Origin of the sequence: Streptomyces sp. NBC_01433 (genome assembly GCF_026340105.1) — a bacterium.
GTDB lineage: Bacteria > Actinomycetota > Actinomycetes > Streptomycetales > Streptomycetaceae > Streptomyces.
In genome coordinates this window covers 1,601,177-1,625,940 of sequence record NZ_JAPEPM010000002.1, presented here as the reverse complement: position 1 = coordinate 1,625,940, position 24,764 = coordinate 1,601,177, and the positions used below count along the sequence as shown (strand labels likewise).

The 24,764-nt window shown below is 71.8% G+C and carries 24 protein-coding genes and 1 pseudogene; 14 read left to right on the top strand and 11 right to left on the bottom strand.

Features of this window, described 5'->3' with window-relative positions:
• The first annotated feature begins 47 nt into the window (after positions 1 to 47).
• The 3 genes from OG413_RS34720 (at position 48) to OG413_RS34710 (ending at position 4,006) form a co-directional block, all read left to right on the top strand.
• Positions 48 to 1,040 carry a fibronectin type III domain-containing protein gene (locus tag OG413_RS34720; RefSeq protein WP_266812494.1) on the top strand — a complete coding sequence of 331 codons (993 nt, stop codon included), beginning with the start codon at positions 48 to 50 and terminating at the stop codon, positions 1,038 to 1,040.
• 90 nt (positions 1,041 to 1,130) lie between these two features.
• On the top strand, positions 1,131 to 2,483 hold the full coding sequence (locus OG413_RS34715; RefSeq protein WP_266812493.1) for a M20/M25/M40 family metallo-hydrolase: 1,353 nt from the start codon (positions 1,131 to 1,133) through the stop codon (positions 2,481 to 2,483).
• Positions 2,480 to 4,006: a YfcC family protein gene (locus OG413_RS34710; RefSeq protein ID WP_266812491.1), complete on the top strand. Its 1,527-nt coding sequence runs from the start codon at positions 2,480 to 2,482 to the stop codon at positions 4,004 to 4,006. The genes OG413_RS34715 and OG413_RS34710 overlap by 4 nt, the downstream gene beginning before the upstream one ends.
• 107 nt (positions 4,007 to 4,113) lie before the next feature.
• Here OG413_RS34710 and OG413_RS34705 read toward each other — a convergent pair whose 3' ends face one another.
• The gene (locus tag OG413_RS34705; protein ID WP_323137965.1) at positions 4,114 to 4,728 is read right to left on the bottom strand and encodes a helix-turn-helix domain-containing protein; all 615 of its coding nucleotides are present in this window, start codon (positions 4,726 to 4,728) and stop codon (positions 4,114 to 4,116) included.
• Positions 4,729 to 4,849: 121 nt separating this feature from the next.
• On the opposite strand from OG413_RS34705, the gene OG413_RS34700 reads away from it, so the two are divergent.
• The gene (locus tag OG413_RS34700) at positions 4,850 to 6,124 is read left to right on the top strand and encodes an extracellular solute-binding protein (RefSeq protein ID WP_266812488.1); all 1,275 of its coding nucleotides are present in this window, start codon (positions 4,850 to 4,852) and stop codon (positions 6,122 to 6,124) included.
• A 139-nt stretch (positions 6,125 to 6,263) separates the two neighbouring features.
• On the opposite strand, the gene aceB is transcribed toward OG413_RS34700, so the two are convergent.
• Entirely contained in the window at positions 6,264 to 7,883 is a 1,620-nt protein-coding gene (gene aceB / locus OG413_RS34695) for a malate synthase A (RefSeq protein WP_266812487.1), read from the bottom strand.
• Positions 7,884 to 8,128: 245 nt separating this feature from the next.
• Positions 8,129 to 8,734 (bottom strand): NTP transferase domain-containing protein, encoded by a 606-nt coding sequence (locus OG413_RS34690; protein WP_266812486.1) that lies wholly within the window; start codon positions 8,732 to 8,734, stop codon positions 8,129 to 8,131.
• 203 nt (positions 8,735 to 8,937) lie between these two features.
• On the opposite strand from OG413_RS34690, the gene OG413_RS34685 reads away from it, so the two are divergent.
• Positions 8,938 to 9,240, top strand: a complete 303-nt coding sequence (locus OG413_RS34685; protein ID WP_266812485.1) for a DUF5955 family protein — start codon at positions 8,938 to 8,940, stop codon at positions 9,238 to 9,240.
• Positions 9,241 to 9,324: 84 nt separating this feature from the next.
• Here OG413_RS34685 and OG413_RS34680 read toward each other — a convergent pair whose 3' ends face one another.
• The gene (locus tag OG413_RS34680; RefSeq protein ID WP_323137964.1) at positions 9,325 to 9,981 is read right to left on the bottom strand and encodes a response regulator transcription factor; all 657 of its coding nucleotides are present in this window, start codon (positions 9,979 to 9,981) and stop codon (positions 9,325 to 9,327) included.
• Positions 9,978 to 11,180, bottom strand: a complete 1,203-nt coding sequence (locus tag OG413_RS34675) for a sensor histidine kinase (RefSeq protein WP_266812484.1) — start codon at positions 11,178 to 11,180, stop codon at positions 9,978 to 9,980. Before OG413_RS34675 ends, OG413_RS34680 begins: the two co-directional genes overlap by 4 nt.
• A 110-nt stretch (positions 11,181 to 11,290) precedes the next feature.
• Here OG413_RS34675 and OG413_RS34670 point away from each other — a divergent pair, with 110 nt between their 5' ends.
• Together OG413_RS34670 and OG413_RS34665 are read left to right on the top strand one after the other, a co-directional pair.
• Complete coding sequence (locus tag OG413_RS34670) at positions 11,291 to 12,379, top strand: ABC transporter permease (RefSeq protein WP_266812482.1); 1,089 nt, start codon at positions 11,291 to 11,293, stop codon at positions 12,377 to 12,379.
• Entirely contained in the window at positions 12,376 to 13,059 is a 684-nt protein-coding gene (locus tag OG413_RS34665; protein ID WP_266812480.1) for an ABC transporter ATP-binding protein, read from the top strand. Before OG413_RS34670 ends, OG413_RS34665 begins: the two co-directional genes overlap by 4 nt.
• A 172-nt stretch (positions 13,060 to 13,231) precedes the next feature.
• Here OG413_RS34665 and OG413_RS34660 read toward each other — a convergent pair whose 3' ends face one another.
• Positions 13,232 to 14,032 (bottom strand): IclR family transcriptional regulator, encoded by an 801-nt coding sequence (locus tag OG413_RS34660; protein WP_073719270.1) that lies wholly within the window; start codon positions 14,030 to 14,032, stop codon positions 13,232 to 13,234.
• A gap of 301 nt (positions 14,033 to 14,333) precedes the next feature.
• On the opposite strand from OG413_RS34660, the gene allB reads away from it, so the two are divergent.
• From allB to OG413_RS34645, 3 genes are all read left to right on the top strand, one after another.
• On the top strand, positions 14,334 to 15,677 hold the full coding sequence (allB, locus tag OG413_RS34655) for an allantoinase AllB (protein WP_266812478.1): 1,344 nt from the start codon (positions 14,334 to 14,336) through the stop codon (positions 15,675 to 15,677).
• Positions 15,678 to 15,679: 2 nt separating this feature from the next.
• Positions 15,680 to 16,807: an allantoicase gene (gene alc / locus OG413_RS34650; RefSeq protein WP_266812477.1), complete on the top strand. Its 1,128-nt coding sequence runs from the start codon at positions 15,680 to 15,682 to the stop codon at positions 16,805 to 16,807.
• 132 nt (positions 16,808 to 16,939) lie between these two features.
• Positions 16,940 to 17,269, top strand: coding sequence for a putative quinol monooxygenase (locus OG413_RS34645; protein ID WP_266812476.1), 330 nt, complete (start codon positions 16,940 to 16,942; stop codon positions 17,267 to 17,269).
• A 15-nt stretch (positions 17,270 to 17,284) separates the two neighbouring features.
• On the opposite strand, the gene OG413_RS34640 is transcribed toward OG413_RS34645, so the two are convergent.
• The 3 genes from OG413_RS34640 to OG413_RS34630 all read right to left on the bottom strand — a co-directional run bounded on the left by OG413_RS34640 (position 17,285) and on the right by OG413_RS34630 (position 19,610).
• On the bottom strand, positions 17,285 to 18,115 hold the full coding sequence (locus OG413_RS34640; RefSeq protein WP_266812474.1) for an aldo/keto reductase: 831 nt from the start codon (positions 18,113 to 18,115) through the stop codon (positions 17,285 to 17,287).
• Between the two features lie 99 nt (positions 18,116 to 18,214).
• Positions 18,215 to 18,694, bottom strand: a complete 480-nt coding sequence (locus OG413_RS34635) for a hypothetical protein (protein WP_266812472.1) — start codon at positions 18,692 to 18,694, stop codon at positions 18,215 to 18,217.
• 151 nt (positions 18,695 to 18,845) lie between these two features.
• Positions 18,846 to 19,610 (bottom strand): SDR family NAD(P)-dependent oxidoreductase, encoded by a 765-nt coding sequence (locus tag OG413_RS34630; protein WP_266812471.1) that lies wholly within the window; start codon positions 19,608 to 19,610, stop codon positions 18,846 to 18,848.
• A gap of 282 nt (positions 19,611 to 19,892) precedes the next feature.
• Here OG413_RS34630 and OG413_RS34625 point away from each other — a divergent pair, with 282 nt between their 5' ends.
• Positions 19,893 to 20,516: a dihydrofolate reductase family protein gene (locus OG413_RS34625; RefSeq protein WP_266812469.1), complete on the top strand. Its 624-nt coding sequence runs from the start codon at positions 19,893 to 19,895 to the stop codon at positions 20,514 to 20,516.
• 9 nt (positions 20,517 to 20,525) lie between these two features.
• Here the strand turns inward: OG413_RS34625 and OG413_RS34620 are convergent, their stop codons facing one another.
• A complete protein-coding gene (locus OG413_RS34620) occupies positions 20,526 to 21,233 on the bottom strand; it encodes a TetR/AcrR family transcriptional regulator (protein ID WP_266812467.1) in 708 nt (235 codons plus the stop codon).
• Between the two features lie 194 nt (positions 21,234 to 21,427).
• On the opposite strand from OG413_RS34620, the gene OG413_RS34615 reads away from it, so the two are divergent.
• Positions 21,428 to 22,357, top strand: coding sequence for a DMT family transporter (locus OG413_RS34615; RefSeq protein ID WP_266812466.1), 930 nt, complete (start codon positions 21,428 to 21,430; stop codon positions 22,355 to 22,357).
• Between the two features lie 18 nt (positions 22,358 to 22,375).
• Here the strand turns inward: OG413_RS34615 and OG413_RS34610 are convergent, their stop codons facing one another.
• A complete protein-coding gene (locus OG413_RS34610) occupies positions 22,376 to 22,579 on the bottom strand; it encodes a hypothetical protein (RefSeq protein ID WP_266812465.1) in 204 nt (67 codons plus the stop codon).
• Positions 22,580 to 22,724: 145 nt separating this feature from the next.
• On the opposite strand from OG413_RS34610, the pseudogene OG413_RS34605 reads away from it, so the two are divergent.
• Positions 22,725 to 23,944: pseudogene (locus OG413_RS34605) on the top strand (sensor histidine kinase).
• 70 nt (positions 23,945 to 24,014) lie between these two features.
• Positions 24,015 to 24,746 (top strand): response regulator transcription factor, encoded by a 732-nt coding sequence (locus tag OG413_RS34600; RefSeq protein WP_266812464.1) that lies wholly within the window; start codon positions 24,015 to 24,017, stop codon positions 24,744 to 24,746.
• Positions 24,747 to 24,764: the final 18 nt, after the last annotated feature.

The window sequence follows — 24,764 nt, the reverse complement described above, 5'->3', positions numbered from 1 at the left end:
GCGACCCCCGCACCATGGCATACAGGTCTGGACCAATTGCTGTCCGGATGGAAGGCAAGACCGTGCAACGCCCCCACGCACCTGCCGCGTTGGCCTGTTCCGCCGCCCTGCTCCTCGCCGCGCTCACCGCGTGCGGCGGCGCCGCCGAAGCGGACACGCAGAAACCGACCACCCCACGAGACGTGACCGCACAGGCCAGCAGTTCCACATCGGTGCACGTCATGTGGGAGCCCGCCTCCGACAACAAGGCGATCACCGGCTACGAGATCTACCGCAAGGGCACGAAGGTGAAGTCCGTACCGGCGGCCAAGCGGATGATCGACATCGACGGGCTGACGGCCTCGACCGCCTACACGTTCACCGTCCGGGCCCGCGACGCCGCCGGGAACCTGTCCGGGCCGAGCCCCGCCGTACCCGTGACCACGCAGCCCACCCCGCCGAAGGACGACCGGGCGCCGACCGCCCCGGTGAAGCTGCGCGGCACCGCCGACGGCAGTCGCGCCGCCACCCTGGCCTGGGGCGGCTCCACGGACGACGTGGGCGTCACCTCGTACGACATCTACCAGGAGGACTCCCGGATCCACAGTGTGCCGGGCACCGCCACCACGGCCCGGCTCACCGGGCTGCGCCCCGGCACCGTCTACACCTTCACCGTCCGGGCCCGCGACGCCTCCGACAAGTCCTCGCCGGACAGCAACGCCCTCGACCTCACCACCGCCACCGCCCCCGGCGCCCCCGCGAGCACCGCCCCCACCGGTCTTCGCACCACCACCGCGGCCGAGGGCGGCGAGTTCGCCGTCGACCTGTCCTGGGACCAGCCCGAGACGGGCGGCGAGATCCCCGCGTACCAGCTCTACCTCAACGGGAAGATGACCACCACCATCGTCTGGGGCGGCACCCCGCCCCAGGGGCGCGCGACCTACCGGCTGACGCTCGCCGACCCGGCCGGAACCCGCTACTCGGTGAAGCTGCGCGCCAAGCTCCCGGACGGCAAGTGGGGTGACTTCTCCGCCCAGCGCACCGTCGTCCTCGGGGACTGACCGTTCCTCAGGCGTGCGGGAACCCGCCCCATATGGTCCATTGATCCCGGAACCTCAGCACTGAGCACCATGAGGAACAGGGGTTGGACGATGGACCTGAGCTCCCGGGTCGACGCACTGATGGACGGACTCGTCGCGGATCTGGAACGGCTGACCGCCATTCCGTCGATCGCCTTTCCCGGCTTCCCGCCCGAGCCCGTGCGGCAGGCCCACGACCTCCTCGTGGACCTGCTGCACGGCGCGGGCGTCAAGCACATCGACCGGCTCGACCTCCCCGACACCGCGCCGGTCATCGTCGCCGAGGTCCCGCCGCCGTCCCCCGGCGCCCCGACCGTGCTGCTCTACGGCCACTACGACGTGCAGCCGCCGGGCGACGAGAGCCTGTGGCTGTCACCGCCCTTCGAACCCACCGCGGTCGAGGGCGGCCTGCGGGCCCGCGGCATCGCCGACGACAAGTCCAACATCATCGTCCACCTGGGCGTACTGAGGGCGTACGGGGGCAGGCCCCCGGTGGGGCTGAAGATCGTCCTGGAGGGGCAGGAGGAGTACGGCAGCGCCTTCGACGACTACCCGCCCACCGATCCGGACCGGTTCGCCTGCGATGCCATGGTCATCGCCGACATGGGCAACCTCCGCCCCGGCAGCCCCACGCTCACCACGGGTCTGCGCGGTGCGTCGGAGGTCGTCGTCGAGGTCCGTACCCTCGCCGAACCCCGCCACAGCGGCGAGTTCGGCGGCGCGGCCCCGGACGCCCTGCTCGCCCTGCTCAAGGCTCTCGCCACGCTCCACGACGTGCACGGCGACGTGGCCGTCGAGGGGCTGCGCCGCGAGGAGTGGAAGGGCACCACCTACACCGAGGAGGAGTTCCGCGGCCTCGCCGGAGTCCAGGACGGCATCGGGCTCATCGGCTCCGGCAGCCTCGGTGAACGCCTCTGGAGCGGACCGGCCATCACCGTCATCGGCATCGACGCCCCGAGCGTCGACCACGCGGCCTCCGCGGTCGTCCCCTACGCCAGGGCAAAGCTGAACCTCCGCTTCCACCCCGAGCAGGATCCCCAGGAGGCGCAGGGCCTGCTCGTCACCCATCTGGAGTCATTGCGCCCGTTCGGAATTCCGCTCACCGTCACCCCGGGCGACACCGGCCCCGGCTTCGAGCCCGCGACCGGCGGCCCCGCCTACCGCGCCGCCCTCACCGCGCTGCGCGAGGGCTGGGGGGCACCACCCGCGTTCGTCGCCAGCGGCGGCTCGATCCCCCTGGTCAACGGGCTGTCCAAGGCGGTGCCCGGCGCGGAGGTACTGCTCTTCGGCGCCCAGGACAGCATGTGCAACCTGCACGCGCCCAATGAGCGGGTGCTGTTCTCGGAGCTGCGGTCGGCGGTGATCGCCGAGGCCGTGTTCCTGCGGGAGTTCGCCGCAGCGCACGGCGGCGGGAGCGCCGCGTGAGCACGGACACCCGGACCGCCCCGGAGGAGAAGCCCCCGGCCGGGAGGAAGTTCGTCTTCCCCAGCGCCCTGACCATTCTCGCCCTCGTCACCCTGGCGGTCTGGGCACTGGCCTTTCTGATCCCCTCCGGCGCCTACGACCGCGACAAGGACGGTGCGCCGGTCCAGGGCACGTACCACCGGGTCCCGTCCGACCAGAGCTTCGTCGACCGTCTCAACGACCTCTTCCTCTCCCCGGTCAACGGCCTCTACGGCGTGCAGGACGAGAAGACCGGCCAGGTCGGCCCGGACCTGGCCGGCGAACTGTACGGCAGCGCGGGCGTGTTCCTCTTCGTCCTCGCGATCGGCGCGTTCATCACGATGGTGTTCGCCACCGGCGCGCTGGACCGGGGCATCGGCCGTCTCGCCCACCGGCTCCGCGACCGGGGCGCGCTGCTCATCGCGGGTGTGATGCTGGTCTTCGCGCTGCTGGGCACGGTGGAGGGCTTCGCGGAGGAGACCCTCGGCTTCTACGGTCTGATCGTGCCGCTGATGCTGGCCCTCGGCTACGACCGGATGGTGGCCACCGGCACGATCATCCTCGGCGCGGGCATCGGGGTGCTGTGCTCCACGGTCAACCCGTTCGCGACCGGGGTCGCCTCGTCCGCGGCCGACATCTCACTCGGCGACGGCATCGTGCTGCGCGCCGTCATGTGGGTCGTGCTGACCGCGGTGACCATCGCCTACGTCATCCGGTACGCGCGGCGGGTCCGCAAGGACCCCGGCCGCTCGCTCTCCGGCTTCCTGCCCGGCGACCGCGACCACACGGCGGCGGACGCGGGCGAGCCCCCTGACCTGACCTCCCTCCACAAGACGGTCCTGGTGCTGGTCGCCCTGGTCTTCACCTTCATGATCTTCTCGGTGGTGCCGTGGTCCAGCGCCATCACCGGCGACGCCGACGCCACCCCGTACGGCTTCGAACTCGGCTGGTCCTTCCCGGAGCTGGCGGCGCTCTTCCTGGTCGCGGCCGTGATCATCGGTGTCGTGGCGCGTTTCGGCGAGCAGAAGGTCAGCGCGACGATCATCCAGGGGGCGGCGGACTTCATCTCGCCCGCGCTGGTCATCGTGCTGGCCCGCGGTGTCACGGTCATCATGAACAACTCGCAGATCACCGACACCGTGCTGCACTCCATCGAGGGGCTGGTCTCGGGCACGTCCTCGGCCGTCTTCGCGGTCTTCGTCTTCATCGTCAACCTGCCGCTGGCCTTCCTGATCCCGTCGACCTCCGGCCACGCCACCCTCGCCATGCCGATCCTGGCCCCGCTCGCCGACTTCGCGGGCGTCTCGCGCGCGGTCGTGGTGACGGCCTGGCAGTCGGCGAGCGGCTGGATGAACCTGTGGGTGCCGACCACGGCCGTCACCATCGGCGGGGTGGCCCTGGCGAAGGTGGGCTACGACAAGTACCTGCGCTTCGTCTGGCCGTTGCTGGCGATCCTGTCCGTGCTGATCTGCGGGTTCGTGGCGCTGGGGGCGGTATGGACCTGAGACGGTGCGGCGGGGCGCGGTGAAGTGGGGCGGTGCGGGGCGCGGTGAACGGGCGCGACGCGGCGGGGCGCGGTGAAGTGGGGCCGAACAGCCAGGGGCGAGCCCTCTCAGACGTTCCTCGACGCGCCCGCCGTCGCCGCCAGACAGCGCTCCGCCAGCGCGGCGGGCCCCTCCGGCCCCGTCGCCGGGGCGTCGCTCGCCGCCCAGGTCTCCACCGCCACGCGCACCGCCGCTCCGGCGGTGGCGGCCGTCAGCCGGATGTCCAGGGTGCCCGCGTCGGCAGGGAGGCCGGCCCGCGCCGCGAGCACGGTGGCCAGCGTGGCTTCCGACTCGCGGCACGCGTCGTTCCACACCGACCGCAGCGCCGGGCTGTCCGCGGCCATCCTCAAGAGGGAACGCACCCACTCCAGGGACTCCGTGTTCTCCGTGTCACCGGGAGCGGCGGCCAGCGTCCGCGCCGCCGCGTACCGCAGCGAATCGGGCAGGGACAGGGCGTGCGGGGCGTCGCGCACGGCCTCCACCCACTGCCGGGAACCCACGGCGAACAGCGGGGCGACGGCCTCCTCCTTGGTCGCGCAGTAGCGGTAGAGGGTGCGCGGGGCGATGCCCGCCGCGCGGGCGATGTCCTCGGCGCGGGTGGCCCGCAGGCCGTTCTCCACGAAGAGGGCTGCCGCGGTACGGGCGATGTCCCACCGGGTCGCGGCCTTGCGCCGCTCTGTCAACGAAGCTCCTTGCATGCGAGGCAGGTTATGCCCACCGGGCCACCGGCCCACCTCGCTTGACCGGCAGAGACTGCCTGTATGACACAATCTGTCACTCAAGGCCTTGCGGTACGAGTAAAAGGTGGCAACAGCGGTGCGTCGGCGGCGGTTTCTTCTCCAGACGGCCGGGCTCGCCGGCGCCACGGCCGGATTCGGCCTCGCCGGCTGCGGCGCCGGTTCCGGCGCGACGCTCGACCTTCTCGTGGCCAGCTACGACGAGAGCGTGGGCGCCTCGCTGGGAGACCAGTGGGACAGCGTGATCGCGGCCTTCCGGAAGAAGCACCCCGACATCAAGGTCACGCTGGAGCGGGTTCCGTACAACAAGATCGACAAGAGGCTCGCGCAGCGGGTCGCGGACGGCCGGGAACCCGACATCGCGCAGTCGAACATCTTCGCCCCCTACGGTGAGGACGATCTGCTCCACACCGCGAGCGAGCTGTTCAGCATCTCGACGCAGGCCGACTTCATCCGGTCCTTCGCGGACGCGGGGACGGTTGACCGGGCGCTCTACGGGTTCCCGTTCCTGGCCAGCACGCCCCGGCTCTTCTACAACAAGGAGCTCTTCAGGCGAGCGCGCGTCGGTGACGCTCCCACGTCGTGGGACGAACTGCGCTCGGCCGCCGCCGCGCTCAAGGCGATCGGCGTGAAGACACCGTACGGACTCCAGCTGGGCCCCGAGGCCGCCGAGGACGAGGCCCTGTCCTGGATGCTCGCGGCGGGCGGCGGCTTCACGGACCTCGTGGGATACGACTTCGAGACGCAGCCCAACATCGACGCCCTGGCCTGGCTGCGCGACGAACTGGTCGCCGAGGACCTGGCGGGGGCGGCACCCGAGAAGCTCGACCGGACCGAGGCGTACGAGCGGTTCCTGCGCGGCGACATCGGGATGATGGTCGCCCACCCCGTACTGATGGGCGCGGCGGACCAGGCCAAACTCCCGTACGCGCACGCCGCGTTCCCCGCGAAGGACGGCGGCAGCCCCGTACCGATCGGCCTGAGCGACTGGCTGATGGCGTTCAAGCGCAACGGCCACCGCAAGGAGTGCGGTGCCTTCCTCGACTTCCTGTACAGCGGCCAGTCGGCGGCGGCCTACGGCGGCAGCCAGTCCGCGCTGCCCGTGACGTACACCGCGTCCGACGCCGTGCGCGAGGAGTCGGCCACCCGTCCGCTGTGGCCCTTCATCGACCAGCTGCCGCAGGCCCGTTTCGCGCCGGTGAACATGCGGTCCTGGCCCGAGGTGCGCGGCGCGATACGCAGGGACGTCGGCCGGGCGGTACTGAAGGGCGGCGACCCGGCGGTGGTACTCAAGTCGCTGGACGACGCGGCGGCCAAGGCGGAGGCGGCCCAGGTGGGCTGAGGGCTGTCCGATGGCTGCTTCGTCCTGACGACCGGGGCGGACGTCCGCCGGGGCCCGGCCTCCACCGTGAGAAACGCCCGCTCCGCCCCCGGTGCTGTGCGGTACCGGGGGCGGAGCGGGAGAGCAGCTGTGGCTCGGGTCAGGCCAGCTGCTCGTACGCGGGGAGGGTGAGGAAGTCCGCGTAGTCCTGGTCCAGGGAGACCTGGAGCAGGAGGTCGTGGGCCTGCTGCCACTTGCCCGAGGCGAAGGCACTCTCGCCGACCTCCTGGCGGATCGCGTCGAGTTCCTCGGCCGCGACCTTGCGGGCCAGCTCCGCCGTGGCGTGCTCGCCGTTCTCGAAGACCACGTCGGCGTTGATCCACTGCCAGATCTGCGAGCGTGAGATCTCGGCGGTGGCGGCGTCCTCCATCAGGTTGAAGATGGCGACGGCGCCCATGCCGCGCAGCCACGCCTCGATGTACCGGATGCCGACCGCGACGGCGTTGCGCAGGCCGTCGTACGTGGGGCGGGCGTCGAGGGTGTCGATGGCGATCAGATCGCCCGCCGCCACGGAGACGTCCTCGCGCAGGCGCTCCTTCTGGTTCGGCTTCTCGCCCAGGACCGCGTCGAAGGAGGCCATGGCGATGGGGACCAGGTCGGGGTGGGCGACCCAGGAGCCGTCGAAGCCGTCGTGGGCCTCGCGGTCCTTGTCCGCCTTGACCTTCTCGAAGGCGACCTTGTTGACCTCGGCGTCGCGGCGGGACGGGATGAACGCCGCCATGCCGCCGATGGCGTGCGCACCGCGCTTGTGGCAGGTGCGGACGAGGAGTTCGGTGTACGCCCGCATGAACGGGGCGGTCATCGTCACCGCGTTGCGGTCCGGGAGGACGAACTTCGCGCCGCCGTCACGGAAGTTCTTGACGATGGAGAACAGGTAGTCCCAGCGGCCCGCGTTCAGCCCGGAGGCGTGGTCGCGCAGCTCGTAGAGGATCTCCTCCATCTCGTACGCCGCGGTGATCGTCTCGATCAGGACGGTCGCGCGGACCGTGCCCTGCGGGATGCCGACGTAGTCCTGGGCGAAGACGAAGATGTCGTTCCAGAGGCGGGCCTCCAGGTACGACTCCGTCTTGGGGAGATAGAAGTACGGCCCCTTGCCCAGGTCGATGAGGCGCTGGGCGTTGTGGAAGAAGTAGAGGCCGAAGTCGACCAGCGCGCCGGGCACCGGGGTGCCGTCGAGCTGGAGGTGACGCTCGTTCAGGTGCCATCCGCGCGGGCGGGTGACGACCGTCGCGAGTTCTCCGGCGGGCTTGAGCGCGTACGACTTGCCCGACTTCGGGTCGGTGAAGTCGATGGTGCGGGTGTAGGCGTCGATCAGATTCAGCTGGCCGAGGACCACGTTCTCCCACGTGGGGGCGGACGCGTCCTCGAAGTCGGCGAGCCAGACCTTGGCGCCCGAGTTGAGGGCGTTGATGGTCATCTTGCGGTCGGTCGGACCGGTGATCTCCACCCGGCGGTCGTCGAGCGCGGCCGGGGCCGGTGCGACCTTCCAGGATTCGTCCGCGCGGACCGCCGCCGTCTGGGGCAGGAAGTCCAGCGTGGAGGTACGGGCGATCTCGGCGCGGCGCTCGCCGCGCCGGGCGAGCAGCTCGTCACGGCGCGGGGTGAACTGCCGGTGCAGCTCGGCCACGAACGCGAGGGCCGCGTCGGTCAGGACCTCCTCCTGCCGGGGCAGGGGCTCGGCATCGACGATGGCCAGCGGGGACGGCGCTGGTGCGGACATGAGCTGTCACTCCTTCAGCGGGCGGTGCGGGCGGCGTCTCACGGCCGCCGGGTCGCCTGAAACGGCACGGCGTGCCATGGCTCCGGGATACGGCCGTGGGTGCCGTCCGGGGTACAGAGGGCTTCTGACCAGTGGATAGTAGTTTCCTCATGGTGGAAGTTCAATGGTTTGTTGATGTCGAGATTCTCCGGGTCGACAGAAGTGCCCGCCCGGCGGCGCGGCGTGCCAGTGCGCATACGGACCGTTCACTCCAGGCGGGTCAGATCCTCCACGGTGTCGATGTCGTACGCCTGGGCCACATCGGAACACTCGACGAGCGTGATCGCATCGTGGTGTGCCCGCAGATACGTCCGGGCCCCCCGGTCGCCCACCGCCGCCGCCGCGACATCCGCCCACCGGGCCGCCCCGAAGAGCACCGGATGGCCGCGCTCCCCGGCGTACGAGGCGGCCGCCAGACTCGCCCGGGACCGGTACGCCGACCGCACCCGCGCCACCGCCTCCGCGCCGATGCCCGGCTGGTCCACCAGAAGGACGAGCGCCGCGTCCGCACCCGTACCGGCGAGGGAGGCCAGCCCCGCCCGGAGCGAGGTACCCATGCCCTCCTCCCACTCCGGGTTGACCGTCACCACGCACCCCGTCAGATCGGCGCGGGCCCGCACCTCCTCGGCCGCCGCGCCCAGGACCACGTGCAGCGGCCCGCAGCCGCCGTCGCGCAGGGTCCGCACCGCGCGCTCGACCAGGGGGCGGCCGCGGTGTTCGAGCAGGGCCTTGGGCCGGCCGCCGAGCCGCCGGCCGCCACCTGCGGCGAGCAGCACCCCAGCGACCACAGGGTTCTCATCAGTAGGAGCCATGGCCCCTGAATACCATCGCGTGGTTCGTACAGGCGAAAGAAATGTCACCCTCAGGGGTAACCCCGAATTGTGTCCGTGGAGTGGCGCGGGCCACCTCTCATGGCGTTAACTTGCTGGCAAACCCAGGCACTTGACCACGGTCCGGGACCTGGTCGAAACACCGGCACAAAGACGTCTGAGGGGGGAGTGCTTTGTTGCGAAGCGTGGGGCAGAAGCGGGTGACCGGCAGCGCCGAGGACCCGAGAGTGGCGGAGCTGCACACGGCCGTCTCCCGGCTCCGCCGCGAACTGGCCGGACACCCCTCGGAGTTCTCGGACCGGGGCATCGCCGAGGACGAGTTGGCGGCGCTGGACGCCATGGCGCTCAGCGGCACGCCGGAGATTCCCCGGCTGCGCCGCTCGCTGCTGCTGATCGCGGGGGCGATCGGCTCGGTGAGCGCGCTGGCCGCCGGACTGCGGGACGTACGGAACGCGGTGGACCTGTTCGGGGAGCCGCCCCGCCGCTGACGTACGGGCCGGGCAGTCGTACGTACGAAGCCCGGCAACCCGTGACGCGTACGGGGGGCAGCGGCACGCACGAGTTCCGGGGGGTCAGCGGCGGATCAGGCGGCGGGCCGTCGCCGCCGCGACCGCCGAGGTGCGTGAGTCGACACCCAGCTTGGCGTAGATGTGCACCAGATGGGACTTCACCGTCGCCTGGCTCAGGAACAGCTTCTTGCTGATCTGCTGGTTGGACAGCCCCGCGCCCAGCAGCTGGAGCACCTCCAGCTCCCGCTTGGTCAGTGCCTCCGCCGGGGTGCGCATGCGGTCCATCAGCCGGTGGGCGACCGCCGGGGCGAGCGCCGAGCGGCCGGCCGCCGCCGTGCGCACCGCCGCCGCCAGTTCCTCCGGCGGGGCGTCCTTGAGCAGATATCCACTGGCGCCCGCCTCGACGGCGGCCAGGATGTCGGCGTCCGAGTCGTACGTGGTGAGGATCAGTACCCGCGGTGCCCCGGCTGCCGCGGTGATCGCGGCGGTGGCCTGCGAGCCGTGCATCCCGGGGCCGAACTGCAGGTCCATCAGCACGACGTCGAAGCCGCCCGCCGCGGCGAGGGCGACGGCCCGCTCCGCGGTGGCCGCCTCGGCGACGACCCGGAAGTCCGGCTCGGTGTCGAGTACGGCGCGCAGCCCCGCCCGTACCACCGGATGGTCGTCGGCGAGCAGCAGCCTGATCGGGTCGCCCGTGCGGCGTCGTCCCTCGTCGTTCACGCGGCCCGCACCTCCTGTCCCGCGAGCGGAAGGGGAAGCGTGACGGCCACCGCAGTGCCCTGTCCGGGAGCCGACTCCACGCTCAGTGTGCCGCCCAGCGAGCGGGCCCTCGACCGCATCGCGGGCAGCCCGAAACCGCTGTTCCCCGCCTCGTCGGGCGGTCCCGCCGCGAGGTCGAAGCCCGTGCCGTCGTCGACGACGTCCAGGGAGAGCGAGGTGTCCATGAAGCTGAGCGTGATCTCCGCCCGCCCGGCGTGCGCGTGCCGCACCGTGTTGGCCAGCGCCGACTGCGCGGTACGCAGCAGCGCCACCTCGTACGGGGTGGGCAGTTCCACTGGTGTGCCGCTGACCGCGAACCGCACCGTGAGGCCGGGCGATGTGGTGCGTGCGCACAGCCGCTCAAGGGCCGCCGCCAGCGAACCGTGCTCCAGGTCCGGCGGCGTCAGCGCGCGGACGAAGGAACGGGCCTCGGCCAGGTTGTCCTGGGCGGCCTCGCGGGCCCGGCGCACATGCGCCGCGGCGGGTGCGTCCGACGGCAGCGAGCGCTCGGCGGCCCGCAGCAGCAGCTGAATGCTGGAGAGCCCCTGGGCGAGGGTGTCGTGGATCTCCCGGGCCAGCCGTTCCCGCTCGGCCAGCGTGCCCGCGGCCCGTTCCGCCCCGGCCAGCTCCGCCCGGGTGGAGACCAGCTCCTCGATCAGCTCGCGGCGCCGCTCGCTCTCCCGGAACAGGGCGTCGTACCCGAACACGGTGGCGACCGCGACCGCCGCCCCGAGCAGCGGCCCGATGAACGCGCCAGGACTGATCTCCTGCCCGTGCAGCACAAAACTGGCGATCGCGGCCCCGGCGGTGACCGTGACGGCGGCCAGTCCCCAGCGCGACGGCAGCAGATGGAGCTGGAGGAAGTAGAGCGGGAAGGCCACCCACAGGGCGTCCGGCGACAGCACGAGCAGCGCCACCCAGACCGCGCCGAGCCCGGCCAGCCAGAACGCGGCGGCCCGGGTCCGGGGCCGCACGACGGGGGCCAGGGCGCCTGCCGCGTACACCGCGGCCATCACCGCCGCCATGACGACGACCGCCGGGGCGGGCGCGGCCGTGTCACCGAGCGCGCGGGCCGCGGCGAGCACGAGCAGCCCCAGCAGCAGCGCGTGCAGGCACAGCCTGAGGGCGGCTGAGACCGGAGTGGGTGTGGGCGAATCCATGGTCCGTCCAGCGTAGACGCGGCCCGCGCCCGGCCGGTCAATCGAAAGGTTGAGGTCTGGCCCCTCCGCCGCGCGATGTTTCCCCGGGCCCGCGGCCCGAGGCTGGGGCCATGTTCGTCGCATGGAGAGATCTACGGTTCGCCAAGGGCCGGTTCGCGCTCATGGGCTCGGTCGTGGTGCTGATCACGCTGCTCGTGGGCCTGCTGTCCGGTCTGACGGCCGGTCTGGCCCGGGAGAACACCTCGGCCGTCACCGGGCTGAACGCCGACCACCTCGCGTTCGCCGCGCCGCCCGACGGCCGGTCGGTGTCCTTCACCGATTCGACCGTCCGGGAGCCGGCCTGGCGGACCTGGGCGGAGCGGCCCGGCGTCACCGCCGCGCGGCCCCTGGGCATCCGGACCCTGAACGCCGCCGCCCCCGGCGACCGTACGGCCGCCGTGTCGGTCTTCGGCGTCGAGCCGTCCGGTGGGCTCGCGCCCCCCGGCGCCCGCGTCGCCCCGGGAAAGGTGGTCCTCTCCGAGCGGGCCGCCGAGGACCTCGGCGCCGGAGTGGGTGACCGGATCCGGATCGGCGGTATGGACGAGACCGTCGCCGCCGTCGCGGGAGACGCCTCGTACAGCCATACGCCCGTCGTCTGGACCTCCCTCGACGACTGGCAGCGGATCGGGCACGACGGGCGCGGACCGGACGAAGCGGCCACGGTCATCGCCCTGACCACGACGGGTGGCGCCGACCTGGCCGCCGGGGACGAGGCGGCGGGCACCAGCACGCTCACCCTCGACGGTTCCCTCACCGCGATCGGGTCCTACCAGGCCGAGAACGGCTCCCTCCAGCTGATGCGCGGGTTCCTCTTCGCCATCTCCGCACTGGTCATCGGAGCCTTCTTCACCGTCTGGACGATCCAGCGCGGCGGCGACGTGGCCGTACTGAAGGCACTCGGTGCCTCGACCCCGTATCTGCTGCGGGACGCGCTCGGGCAGGCCGTCGTGATGCTCGCCCTCGGTACGGGGCTGGGCACCGCGCTCGCCGCCGGCGTCGGCGTCCTGATCAGCGGGGGTGCCGTGCCGTTCGTCCTGGATGCCTCGACCGTCCTCGTGCCGGCGGCCGTCATGATCGTCCTCGGCGCGCTCGGGGCGGCCCTGTCCATCCGGCGGATCACCGCCGTCGACCCGCTCACCGCGCTCGGGAGTGTCCGATGACCCTCGCCCTGTCCGATGTCACCCTCACCTACCCGGACGGCGACGGCAGGCTCACCGCACTGGACCGGGTCTCGCTGGAGGTACCCGCGGGCTCGCTCACCGCGGTCGTGGGGCCCTCCGGTTCCGGGAAGTCCAGCCTGCTCGCGGTGGCCGCCACCCTGGTCACCCCGGACGAGGGCCGCGTCGTCGTCGCCGGCACCCGGACCGAGGGACTCGGCCGCGCCGATCTGGCGGCCCTGCGCCGGGAGCGGATCGGGATCGTCTTCCAGCAGCCCAACCTGCTGCCCTCACTGACCGCCGCCGAACAGCTCCAGGTGATGACGCATCTGTCGGGCCGGGCGGCGCGGACCGCCCGTGGCCGCGCCCTCGAACTGCTCGACGCGGTCGGCCTCGCCGATCAGGCGCACCGCCGCCCGCACCAGCTGTCGGGAGGTCAGCGCCAGCGGGTCAATATCGCCCGCGCCCTGATGAACGACCCGGCGGTCCTGCTCGTCGACGAGCCGACCAGCGCACTCGACCACGAACGGGGCGCGGCCGTGCTCGATCTGCTGACGGCCCTGACCCGGGAACGGTCCACGGCCACGGTGCTGGTCACGCACGACCGGGCGCACCTGGACCGGATGGACCGGACGGTGGCGATGGACGACGGGCGGCTGACCGCGCAGGTGCCCGCCGTCTGAGCGGGGACCGGCCGTTTCGGGGCGGGGACCGGCGGGGAAGGCCCGGCGGTTCCGGCAGGGCCCGGCCGCCCGGCAAGGACCGGTGGTTCCGGGCAGGGCCCGCCGCCGTTGGCAGGGACCGGCCGTTCCCCGGCTGACCGGGTACCCGGGCCCGGCCCGGGTCCTCCCGGTCTCAGCCGGCCGAGCCGCTGCTCGCCAGTGCCGTCGAGAGTTCCTTCGCGACCTGCTGGAGGATCGGCACGATCCGCTCCGTCGCCGTCTCCGTCACCCGTCCCGCCGGGCCCGAGATGGAGATCGCGGCGGAGGTGGGGGAGTTGGGCACGGACACCGCCAGACAGCGGACCCCGATCTCCTGCTCGTTGTCGTCCACCGCGTAACCGGCCCTGCGCACCTGCTCCAGCGCTTCGAGGAAGCCGTCGGCGGTGGTGATCGTCTTCTCGGTGGCGGCCGGCATACCGGTGCGCGCGAGCAGCGCCCGTACCTCGTCGGCGGGTGTGTTCGCGAGCAGCGCCTTGCCCACCCCCGTGGAGTGGGGGAGCACTCGGCGGCCCACCTCGGTGAACATGCGCATCGAGTGCTTGGAGGGCACCTGGGCGACGTACACGATCTCGTCGCCGTCGAGCAGCGCCATGTTCGCGGTCTCGCCGGTCTCCTCGACCAGGCGCTGGAGGTACGGGCGGGCCCAGGTACCGAGCAGCCGGGACGCGGACTCGCCGAGCCGGATCAGGCGCGGGCCGAGCGCGTAGCGGCGGTTGGGCTGCTGGCGTACGTAACCGCAGACGACCAGCGTGCGCATCAGCCGGTGAATGGTGGGCAGCGGAAGCCCGCTGCTCGCGGAGAGCTCGCTCAGCCCGACCTCGCCCCCGGCGTCGGCCATCCGCTCCAGCAGATCGAAGGCGCGCTCAAGGGACTGCACCCCACCGCTGGAACCGGTGGGCTTGGAGTCGGATGTGCTGGCGTGGGACGACGGCACGTCAACGGTCCTTTCGAAGCGGAAGGCAAGGCAGCAGCCTACCGGGCTGTTCCCGATCGGCCCACTGCTCCCGGTGCGGCGTCCTTGCCGGTCAGAGCCTGTTTTGTCCTGGTGCCGACGTTCGGGCCCAAGGTGCGGCGAAGGCGCCGCTGTTCCATGCTACGTTCCGCCCTCCGAAATTTGCCTTCTACTTTGTGGAAATCTCCAGTCGGGGCAACGGGGCGGGCGGGGTCTTGACGGAGCGGATTCCCGAGTGAAGACTCCTTCAACAGTTCGTTGAATTCTTGAGTGAGGAGCACGGGTGTCCGGTCCGGACGTGAACCTGATACTGCGCTCGACGCGCGTCGTCACCCCCGAAGGCACGCGCCCCGCGTCGGTCGCCGTCGCCGGTGGGACGATCGAGGCGGTCCTGCCGTACGACGCCGAGCCGCCCGCCGGTGCCCGGCTGGAGGACTTCGGCGACGACGTCCTGCTGCCCGGACTCGTCGACACGCACGTCCATGTGAACGACCCCGGCCGCACGGAGTGGGAAGGCTTCTTCACCGCCACCCGGGCAGCCGCGGCGGGCGGCATCACCACCCTCCTGGACATGCCGCTCAACTCCCTGCCGCCGACCACCACCGTCGGCCATCTGCGCACCAAGCAGCGGGTCGCCGCCCCCAAGGCGCACATCGACACCGGCTTCTGGGGCGGCGCGATACCGTCCAACACCAAGGACCTGCGACCGCTGTACGAGGCCGGGGTCTTCGGCTTCAAGTGCTTCCTGTCGCCCTCGGGCGTCGAGGAGTTCCCGGAGCTGGACCAGGAGCAACTGGCCCGCTCCATGGCCGAGATCGCCGGATTCGGCGGACTGCTCATCGTCCACGCCGAGGACCCGCACCAACTGGCCGCCGCACCGCAGCGAGGCGGCCCCGCGTACGCCGACTTCCTCGCCTCCCGCCCGCGCGACGCCGAGAACACCGCGATCGAGACCCTGATCGCCCAGGCCGGGCGGCTGAACGCCCGTATCCACGTCCTGCACCTCTCCTCCAGCGACGCCCTGCCGCTCATCGCCGCCGCCAAGCGCGAGGGTGTGCGCGTCACGGTCGAGTCCTGCCCGCACTTCCTCACCCTCACCGCCGAGGAAGTCCCGGACGGGGCGACGGAGTTCAAGTGCTGCCCGCCCATCCGGGAGGCCGCCAACCAGGACGCGCTGTGGGACGGGCTCGCCGACGGCACCATCGACTGCATCGTCTCCGACCACTCGCCCTGCACCACCGATCTGAAGACTCCCGACTTCGCCTCCGCGTGGGGCGGCATCTCCTCCCTCCAGCTCGGCCTGCCCGCCATCTGGAGCGAGGCCCGCAGGCGTGGCCACTCCCTCGACGACGTGGCCCGCTGGATGTCGGCGGCCCCCGCGGCCCTGGCCGGACTGACCCGCAAGGGCGCCATCGAGGCCGGCCGCGACGCCGACTTCGCCGTCCTCGCCCCCGAGGAGACCTTCACCGTCGACCCGGCCGAACTCTTCCACCGCAACCAGGTCACCGCCTACGCGGGCAGGACCCTGCACGGCGTCGTGAAGTCCACCTGGCTGCGTGGTGTCCGCATAGCGGCGGACGGCGTACTCGCCGAACCCACCGGCCGCCTCCTCGAAAGGACCCACTGACCATGACGGACGCGGCGATACCGCACTTCACCGGCGACGCGAGCCCCTACGCGGGCGGCGACCCGTACGCCGACCACCGCACCGCCGACTTCCCCTTCAGCCATCTCGTCGACCTCGCCGACCGGCGGCTCGGCGCCGGAGTGATCGCCGCCAACGACGAGTTCTTCGCCGAGCGGGAGAACCTGCTGAAGCCGGAGCCCGCCGAGTTCGACCCGGAGCACTTCGGGCACAAGGGCAAGATCATGGACGGCTGGGAGACCCGCCGCCGCCGCGGCGTGAGCGCCGCGGAGCCGCACCCCACCGACGAGGACCACGACTGGGCACTGGTGCGGCTCGGGGCGCCCGGTGTCGTCCGGGGGATCGTCGTCGACACCGCCCACTTCCGCGGCAACTACCCGCAGGCGGTCTCCGTCGAAGCGGCCTGCGTCGCCGGTTCCCCGTCCCCCGGGGAACTGCTCGCCCCCGACGTGAAGTGGACAACGCTCGTTCCCCGTAAGGCCGTCGGCGGCCACGCCGCCAACGGCTTCGCGGTCGACGCCGGAGCCCGCTTCACCCACCTGCGGGTCAACCAGCATCCGGACGGCGGAATCGCCCGGCTCCGCGTGTACGGCGAAGTCGCCCCGGACCCCGCCTGGCTGGCCGCCCTCGGCACCTTCGACCTCGCGGCACTGGAGAACGGCGGGCAGGTCGAGGACGCCTCCGACCGCTTCTACTCCCCGGCCACCCACACCATCCAGCCGGGCCGCTCCCGCAAGATGGACGACGGCTGGGAGACCCGGCGCCGACGCGACAAGGGCAACGACTGGATCCGCTACGCGCTCGCCGACCGGGCGGAGATCCGGGCCGTGGAGATCGACACCGCCTATCTCAAGGGCAACTCGGCGGGCTGGGCGAGCCTTTCGGTCCAGGACGGGGACGACGGCGACGGCGAATGGACCGAGATCCTGCCCAGGACCCGGCTCCAGCCCGACACCAACCACCGCTTCGTCCTGGAGCGGGCCGTCCGGGGCACCCGCGTCCGGATCGACATCTTCCCCGACGGCGGCATCTCCCGGCTGCGGCTCTTCGGCTCCCTCACCGAGGAGGGGGCGGCCCGGCTGGCCGCCCGGCACGAGGAGCTGGGCGGCTGAGCATCGGCCACCCGGTGCTCCGGTGTGCCCGATGAGTCCGGATACGAGGGCTTGTGTCACCCTGGTCGAGGTGCGGCGAGGTGCCCGTGGGGCGCGGCGCCGCACTCTCGGACGTCCCGACCAGGAGTTGCCATGATCTTCATCGCCGTCAAGTTCACCGTCCTCGTCGCCGAGCGCGACAACTGGCTTCCCGCGCTGGAGGACTTCACCGTCGCCACCCGCTCGGAACCTGGCAACGTGTTCTTCGAGTGGTCCTTCAGTGTCGAGAACCCGAACCAGTTCGTGCTGCTGGAAGCCTTCGCCGACGCGGACGCGGGTGCGGCGCACGTGAAGTCCGATCACTTCGCGGCGGCGATCGAGACGATGTCGGAGATGGTCGCCGAGGTTCCGGAGATCGTCAACGTCGAGGTGCCGGGCGACGGCTGGTCGCGGATGGCGGAGGTCACCCCGCGCAACCGCTGACCCTTCCGGGGAGGCTCAGAACTCCTCGTGCACATCGGGGTCGCCGCCGAACCGCCGCTGCGGACCGGCGGCGATCCGTGCCATCTCCCGGGGCGTCAGTTCGAACCCGGACAGGTCCAGGTTCTCGCGCTGCCGGCCGGGGTCCGCCGACTTCGGGATCGGCACCGCACCGAGCTGGGTGTGCCAGCGGAGCACCACCTGACCGGGGGTCACCCCGTGGGCGGCGGCGACGGCCACGGTCTCCGGGGCGTCGAGCACATCACGGCCCCGGGCCAGCGGGCTCCAGCTCTCGGTGACGATGCCCTTCGCCGTGTGCACGGCACGCAGTTCGTCCTGCACGAGCAGCGGGTGCATCTCGATCTGGTTCACCGCGGGCAGCACGCCTGTCTCCCGCTCCAGCCGGTCGAGATGGGCGGCCGTGAAGTTGGAGACACCGATGGAGCGGACCAGCCCGTCCTCGCGGAGCTTGATCATCGCCCGCCAGGTGTCCACGTACTTGTCGACGCGGGGCAGCGGCCAGTGGATCAGATACAGGTCGACGTACTCGACCCCCAGGGCGCGGCGCGACTCCTCGAACGAGGCCAGTGTCTCCTCGTACCCGTGATGCCGGCCGGGCACCTTGGTGGTGACGAAGACGTCCTCGCGCGGTACGCCGCTGCGGGCGATCCCGCGCCCCGTACCGGTCTCGTTGCGGTAGTTCATCGCGGTGTCGACGAGCCGGTAGCCGAGGCCCAGGGCCCCGGCCACCGCCTTCTCGGCGGCGTCGTCGTCCAGCGGCCAGGTACCGAGGCCGACCGCGGGGATGGCGCGGCCGTCGTCCAGGGGGCGGGCCGGAGTCTCCGTCATGATCTCTCTTCCCGTTGGTCTTCCGTCCCTGACCAGGGTAGGGCGGGTACCGGAACGGGGCACGTGCGGTGCGCCGGGGCGGGCCGGGCGGGCGGTCGCTCAGCAGAGGTCGTTGCGCCACTCGCCGCCCTCGTGGACCCAGGGCTCGGCACGGGTGTCGAACTCCGGGTCGCCCACGCCGTACGTCACCTCGGCGGTGGTGCCCTGGACCCGGTCCACGGCCAGCCGTCGCAGGGCGTACGTCCTGCCGAGCTCCTCGGCGGTCCTCGCCGCGCGCTCGGTCAGCACGGCGAAGGACTCCCTGGCCCACTCCTGCTGGCAGCGGGTGGAGAGCAGGGCGTATCCGGCGTCGGCATCGGGCGCGTAGTACGCCTTCACATAGGCCCGTACGGACGGCTTCAGCGTGGTGGTGTCCGCCGGTGGGACCGGCGCGGCCGACGGGTTCCCCGGCCGGTCGGCGCTCCCGTGCGAAGGCCGGGGGGCCTTGTCGTCGGGGGCGGGTTCGACGCTGCACGCGGTGAGGGCCGTCAACGCGACGAGCAGGCAGAGTCCGGTGGCGGCATGGCGAGGTGAGCGCATGGGGTCAGGATCGCGGCTGATCCACGCGGAGACCAGAGATGTGTTCGACCTGTGACGGGAGCGAATCCCGGCCGCTGACGGGAGCGGACCCCGGCCGCTGACGGAAGGCCGGGGTCCGGATGGCGCCCGTCGCGGGCGGCGCCGGAGCCCGTCAGGCCGCGTGGCCGCCGTCCACCACGACCTCGGTGCCCGTGATGTATCCCGCCTCGGCGCTCGCCAAGTAGGTGATCAGGGAGGCCACTTCGTCCGTCGTGCCGAACCGGGCGAGGGCGGTCGCCGAGCGCTGGCCCCCGGCGAACGGGCCGTCGGCCGGATTCAGGTCCGTGTCGACCGGACCGGGCTGGATCAGGTTCACCGTGATGCCGCGCGGGCCGAGTTCCCTGGCGAGCGGCTTGGTGAGGCCGGAGAGCGCGGACTTGCTCATCGCGTAGAGCGTGCCGCCGGGGCCGCCCGCGTACCGGCTGAGAGCCGTGCCGACGGTGATGACACGGCCCCCGTCGGCCAGCCGCTCGGCTGCGGTCCGGCAGGCGAGGAACACCGCGCGTACGTTCACGGCCAGCACCCGGTCGACGTCCGCCGTGCTGAGCGAGGAGATGGGGCCGAGGACGCCGATACCGGCGTTGTTGACGAGGATGTCGAGCCGTCCCAGTGCGTCCGCCGCACGGTTCACGGCTCCGGCGGCGGCTTCGGCGTCCGCCGCGTCGCAGCGCAGGGCGATCCCCCGGCGCCCGTAGCCCTCGATCTTCCGGACGACCGCCAGGGCCGCCTCCTCGTCCTGTACGTATGTCACGGCCACGTCGACTCCCTCCTGCGCGAGCCGTAGGGCGGTGGCGGCGCCGATGCCGCGGCTGCCGCCGGTGACGAGCGCGGTCCTGGTGGTGCCGGTGATGTCAATGGAGCCGGTGGTGCTGGACATGCGGGATTCCTTGCCGATGGGCGATAGGGGAGTGGCGTCGCGCTGACCGCGACGTCGTGTTGACCACGTCCTGCGGCGACAAGGACAAGGAAAGTCTTCCGGCGGCCCGGACACCGGCGGGAAACGGACACCCCTCTCCGGAAGCGCGCCGGCACGCGCGTACGGACCCCTTCGCTCCGCTCGACAGGTGAGCCGATGAGTTACGGGTGAGAGTGGGGTCATGAGTGAGCAGGCGCCGGCCCTGTCGACGGGGCCCGGCGCGCGATCAGAAGGAGCACGGGCATGGCCAAACTGACTCTCACCACTTTCCTGACGCTCGACGGAGTCATCCAGGGCCCCGGAGGCCCCGACGAGGACAGGAGCGGCGGCTTCGAGCAGGGAGGCTGGATCGTGCCGTTCGCGGACGAGGGCATGGGCCAGTTCATCAGCGAGGTGTTCGAGCGGCCGGTGGCCTTCCTGCTCGGACGGCGTACGTATGACATCTTCGCGGCGCACTGGCCCAGGGTCACCGACGAGGCGGATCCGGTGGCGACCCGGCTCAACGGGCTGCCGAAGTACGTCGTCTCCTCGACGCTCAAGGACCCGCGGTGGGAGCACACCACCGTTGTCGACGGAGACCTCGCGGCCGAGGTGACCGGCCTGAAGGAGCGGATCGGGGACGGTGAGCTCCAGATCCACGGCAGCGTCCGGCTCGCCCAGGCGCTGATGGCGCTCGATCTCATCGACGAGTACAACCTGCTGTTCTTTCCCGTCGTCCTCGGCACCGGTCGTCGCCTCTTCCCCGAGGGCGCACTGCCGACCGCGTTCGAACTGACGGCCGCACGCACGACATCCACCGGCGTCGCGATCCACACCTATCGCCCCAGCAGCCGGGCGCGCTACGGATCGTTCGCCCTCGACGAGTGAGCTGTTGCGTCAGGGTGGCGGTGGCAGCAGGGACACGTCCGTCGCGCAGGCGCGCAGGCGTCCCAGGACCGCCCGCGCCGCCTTCGTGTATCCGATCGTGTTGTCGTGCAGCACCGACTCCGCGTTGGCCAGTTGGAGGAACGCGATGATCTCGAAGGCGAGTTGGGAGACGTCCGTGTCCTCGGCGAGTTCACCGAGGACACGGGCCTCCTCGACCGTCTGCTCGACGAAGGTGACCCAGCCGGTCTGTGCGGACACCAGTGCGTCGTGCACCCGGCCTTCCTGGGCGTCGAATTCGGCGATGGTGGAGTAGAAGAAGCAGCCGCCGGGAAACACCCGCCCCCGGGAGTAGGAGATCCAGCTCTCGCACAGCCGCCATAAGCGTCCCAGACCGGCGGGTAAGGCCCTGGCGGGTTTCAGCACATGGTCGACGTAGATCGTGACGGCGTTCTGGACGGTGGCGAGTTGAAGCTCCTCCTGAGAGCCGAAGAGGGCGAACACACCGCTCGTGCTCAGCTTCAGGTCCGTGGCCAGCCCTCTGAGCGAGATTGACTCCAGGCCCTGTGTCGAGGCGACCGCCGCCGCGCGCCCGAGAATCAGCTGCCGGGTCTCGTTCTCCTTCCCGGTCCGCTCGGTCCGCTCGGTCTGGACGATCCGCTCGCTCTGCCCTGTCCGTCCGGTCCGCTCGGGCCGATCGTCCGGCCGCGATCCAGTCATGTGCCAACTCCGTGCGTCGAAGGACGGGAAGGCGTCATTCTAGGAGCGCCACCGGTACGGGTGCCCGGTCGAGGCGACCGGCCGTTGGGACAGGTGTTCCCGTCGGCGGTTCCCGCCCGGTAGCGTGACCGCTCCGCGTGTGAGCCGGCGAGGTCTCCACATCGTTTCCCGCTGTGGAGAACCAGGAGAACCAGGTGTCCTCTGCCGCCGTGCCCGTCCTCGCGCCGCGGCGCCGCGCCTGGCTCACCGACCTGCCCGTACTGCTGGTCGCCGTCGTCTGGGGTGCCAGCTATCTCGCGGCCAAGGGCATCACCGCGACCCACACCGTCGTCGCCGTCCTCGTGCTGCGCTTCGCGATCGTGCTGCCGGTCCTGGTCGCCGTCGGGTGGCGGGGGCTGCGGGCGCTGAGCGCCGAGCAGTGGCGCGGTGCCGGGCTGCTGGGCCTCGTGCTCAGCGGGATCTTCCTGCTGGAGACCTACGGAGTGGTGCACACCTCGGCGACCAACGCGGGACTCATCATCAGCCTCACGATGATCTTCACCCCGCTCGCCGAGGCCGCGGTGACCCGGGTCAGGCCGCCCGCCCGCTTCCTCGCCGCGGCGGGGCTCTCCGTCGCGGGTGTGGTGCTCCTGACCCAGGGGGGCGGGTTCACCAGCCCCTCGACCGGTGACCTCCTGATGCTGCTGGCCGCTCTCGCCCGGACCGTCCATGTCCTGGCCATGGCCCGTATCAAGGCGGTTCAGGAAGCGGATTCGCTCTCCCTGACCACCGTCCAGCTCGGCGGCGCCGTCGCGGTCTTCGCCGTCCTCGCCGCCGTTCCGGGCACCGGTTCCGCGCCCTGGACCGTCGCGGCGGACTTCGGTGCCCGGGAGTGGGCCGGGCTGATCTTCCTGTCCGTGTTCTGCACGCTCTTCGCGTTCTTCGTGCAGATGTGGTCCGTACGCCGCACCTCGCCCTCCCGCGTCAGCCTGCTCCTCGGTACGGAACCGCTGTGGGCCGCCGCCGTGGGCATCACGATCGGCGGCGAGCGGCTCGGTGTCCCCGGCCTGTTCGGCGCGGTGCTCGTGCTGGCCGGCACGGCGTGGGGACGGCGCGGCGCGGACAGAACCCCGGCCGCGACCTGACCGCTCACGCCGTGCGGCTCATGTCTTGATCGAATCCGCCGCGATCATCACCGCGGCGCCCGTCACCACCAGCACGATGTTGACGAACACCCCGTACTCACTCATGAAGTCGAGGCGCCGCACCACCGTCCACAGCCGGAACCAGCCCGTCCACCCGTAGAGGAGTCCGGCGGCGCCCTGGGCGAAGACGAGGAACCCGACCGACTCGACGATTCTCTTCATGGGCCGACCCTCCCGCCCGTGCCACCGCCCCCGCGTCGGCCACCGGTCTTCGCCCGCGCGCCGAAAGTCGCGGACCGTACGACTTTGGCCGCTTCCTGCCCACGGAAGGCCCGTCCGGGCCGCTCACCCGCATAGATTTATCGATATGACCCGCACCGAGTACCGCTGGCTGCTGCCGTCGGCGATGGCCGAACCAGAGCTGCCCGACGACCGGGCACGGTCACGCCGCACCGTGCGGGACTGGGCCGTCGACATCGCGGCCTTCCTGTGCGCCGCGTTCGTCGGCATGCTCGTCATCGGTGCGATCGACGCCGACCACACCACGCCGGACACGGTCGTCTTCGTGGACTCGGTGATCGGCGCGGCCGCGTGCTGTGCCCTCTGGGTGCGGCGGCGCTGGCCCGTCGGGCTGGCGGTGGCCATGATCGCCGTCGGCGTCGTGGAGCCGGTCGCGGCGGGCGCTCTGCTGGTCGCCCTGTTCAGCCTGGCCGTGCACCGGCCGTTCAGACCCACCGCGATCGTCGGCGCGGGGGCCCTCGCCGTAGCGCCCCTGCAGCCCTACCTGCGCCCGGACCCGGAGACCTCCTACCTCGCCTCGACGATCATCGGCGTGCTGCTCACCCTGCTGGTGCTCAGCTGGGGCATGGTCGTACGGTCCAGGCGCCAGCTCGTCGTGACCCTGCGGGAACGGGCGCGCCGGGCGGAGACGGAGGCCGAACTGCGCGCCGAACAGGCACAGCGGCTGGCCCGCGAGGCCATCGCCCGCGAAATGCACGATGTCCTCGCCCACCGGCTGACCCTGCTCAGCGTGCACGCCGGAGCCCTCAATTCCGGCCCGACGCACCCCCGGCCGAGGTCGGCCGGGCCGCCGGAGTCATCCGGGACAGCGCCCACGAGGCGCTCCAGGACCTCCGCGAGATCATCGGCGTACTCCGGGCGCCGGGGGAGGGCGACGAGAGCCACCGGCCGCAGCCCACCCTCGTCACCCTGGACGCCCTGATCGCCGAGTCCCGGCTGGCCGGCATGAAGGTGACCCTCGACAACCGTGTCGCCGACCCCGCCACCGCCCCCGCGGCCACCGGCCGGACCGTCTATCGCATCGCGCAGGAGTGCCTCACCAACGCGCGCAAGCACGCGCCCGGCACCGAGGTCACCGTCACCGTGACCGGCGGGCCGGGCGACGGGCTCACCATCGAGGTCCGCAACCCTGCCCCCACCGAACCCTTCGAGCGGGTGCCCGGCTCCGGACAGGGGCTCATCGGGCTCACCGAACGCGCCACGCTGGCCGGGGGCCATCTGGACCACGGACACGAGGCCGACGGCGGGTTCGCCGTCCGCGCCCGACTGCCGTGGCCCGCCGCGTGATGCCGCGACGGCGCGGAGCCGCGGTGGGCTGTGTGCGGGACCGCCGCCGGAGCTGGCTACGGTGGCCCTCATGAACACCCCGATGTCCCCCACGCCCCTGGTGGCGCAACCGATCCGGCTGCTCATCGTCGACGACGACCCGCTCGTCCGGGCCGGGCTCACACTGATGCTCGGCGGCGCCGACGACATCGACATCGTGGGGGAGGGTGCCGACGGCCACGAGGTCGCCGGGCTGGTCGAACGGCTGCGCCCCGATGTGGTGCTGATGGACATCCGGATGCCCGGCATGGACGGGATCACCGCGACCGAGGAGCTGCGCGGCCGCCCCGCCGCCCCCGAGGTCGTCGTCCTGACCACCTTCCACGCCGATGAACAGGTGCTGCGGGCCATTCGCGCCGGGGCCGCGGGATTTGTCCTGAAAGACACCCCGCCCGCGCAGATCGTCGAGTCGGTCCGCCGGGTCGCCGCCGGTGACCCGGTCCTCTCGCCCGCTGTCACACGGCAGTTGATGGCCCGCGCCGCGGGCGGCGCACCGGACGGCCGCGGCAGCCGCGCGGACCGGGCGCGCGGGCGGTTCGACGATCTGGCCGAGCGGGAACGGGAGGTCGCCCTCGCCGTCGGACGCGGCGGTTCCAACGCGGAGATCGCGGGTTCGCTGTATCTGAGCGTGGCCACCGTGAAGACACACGTGTCCCGGATTCTCACCAAACTCGACCTCAACAACCGTGTCCAGATCGCACTGTTGGTGCACGACGCCGGGCTGCTCGACGAGGACGGCGGGGACGGGGTCGGCATACGCTGACCCGACCGGACCTGAAGG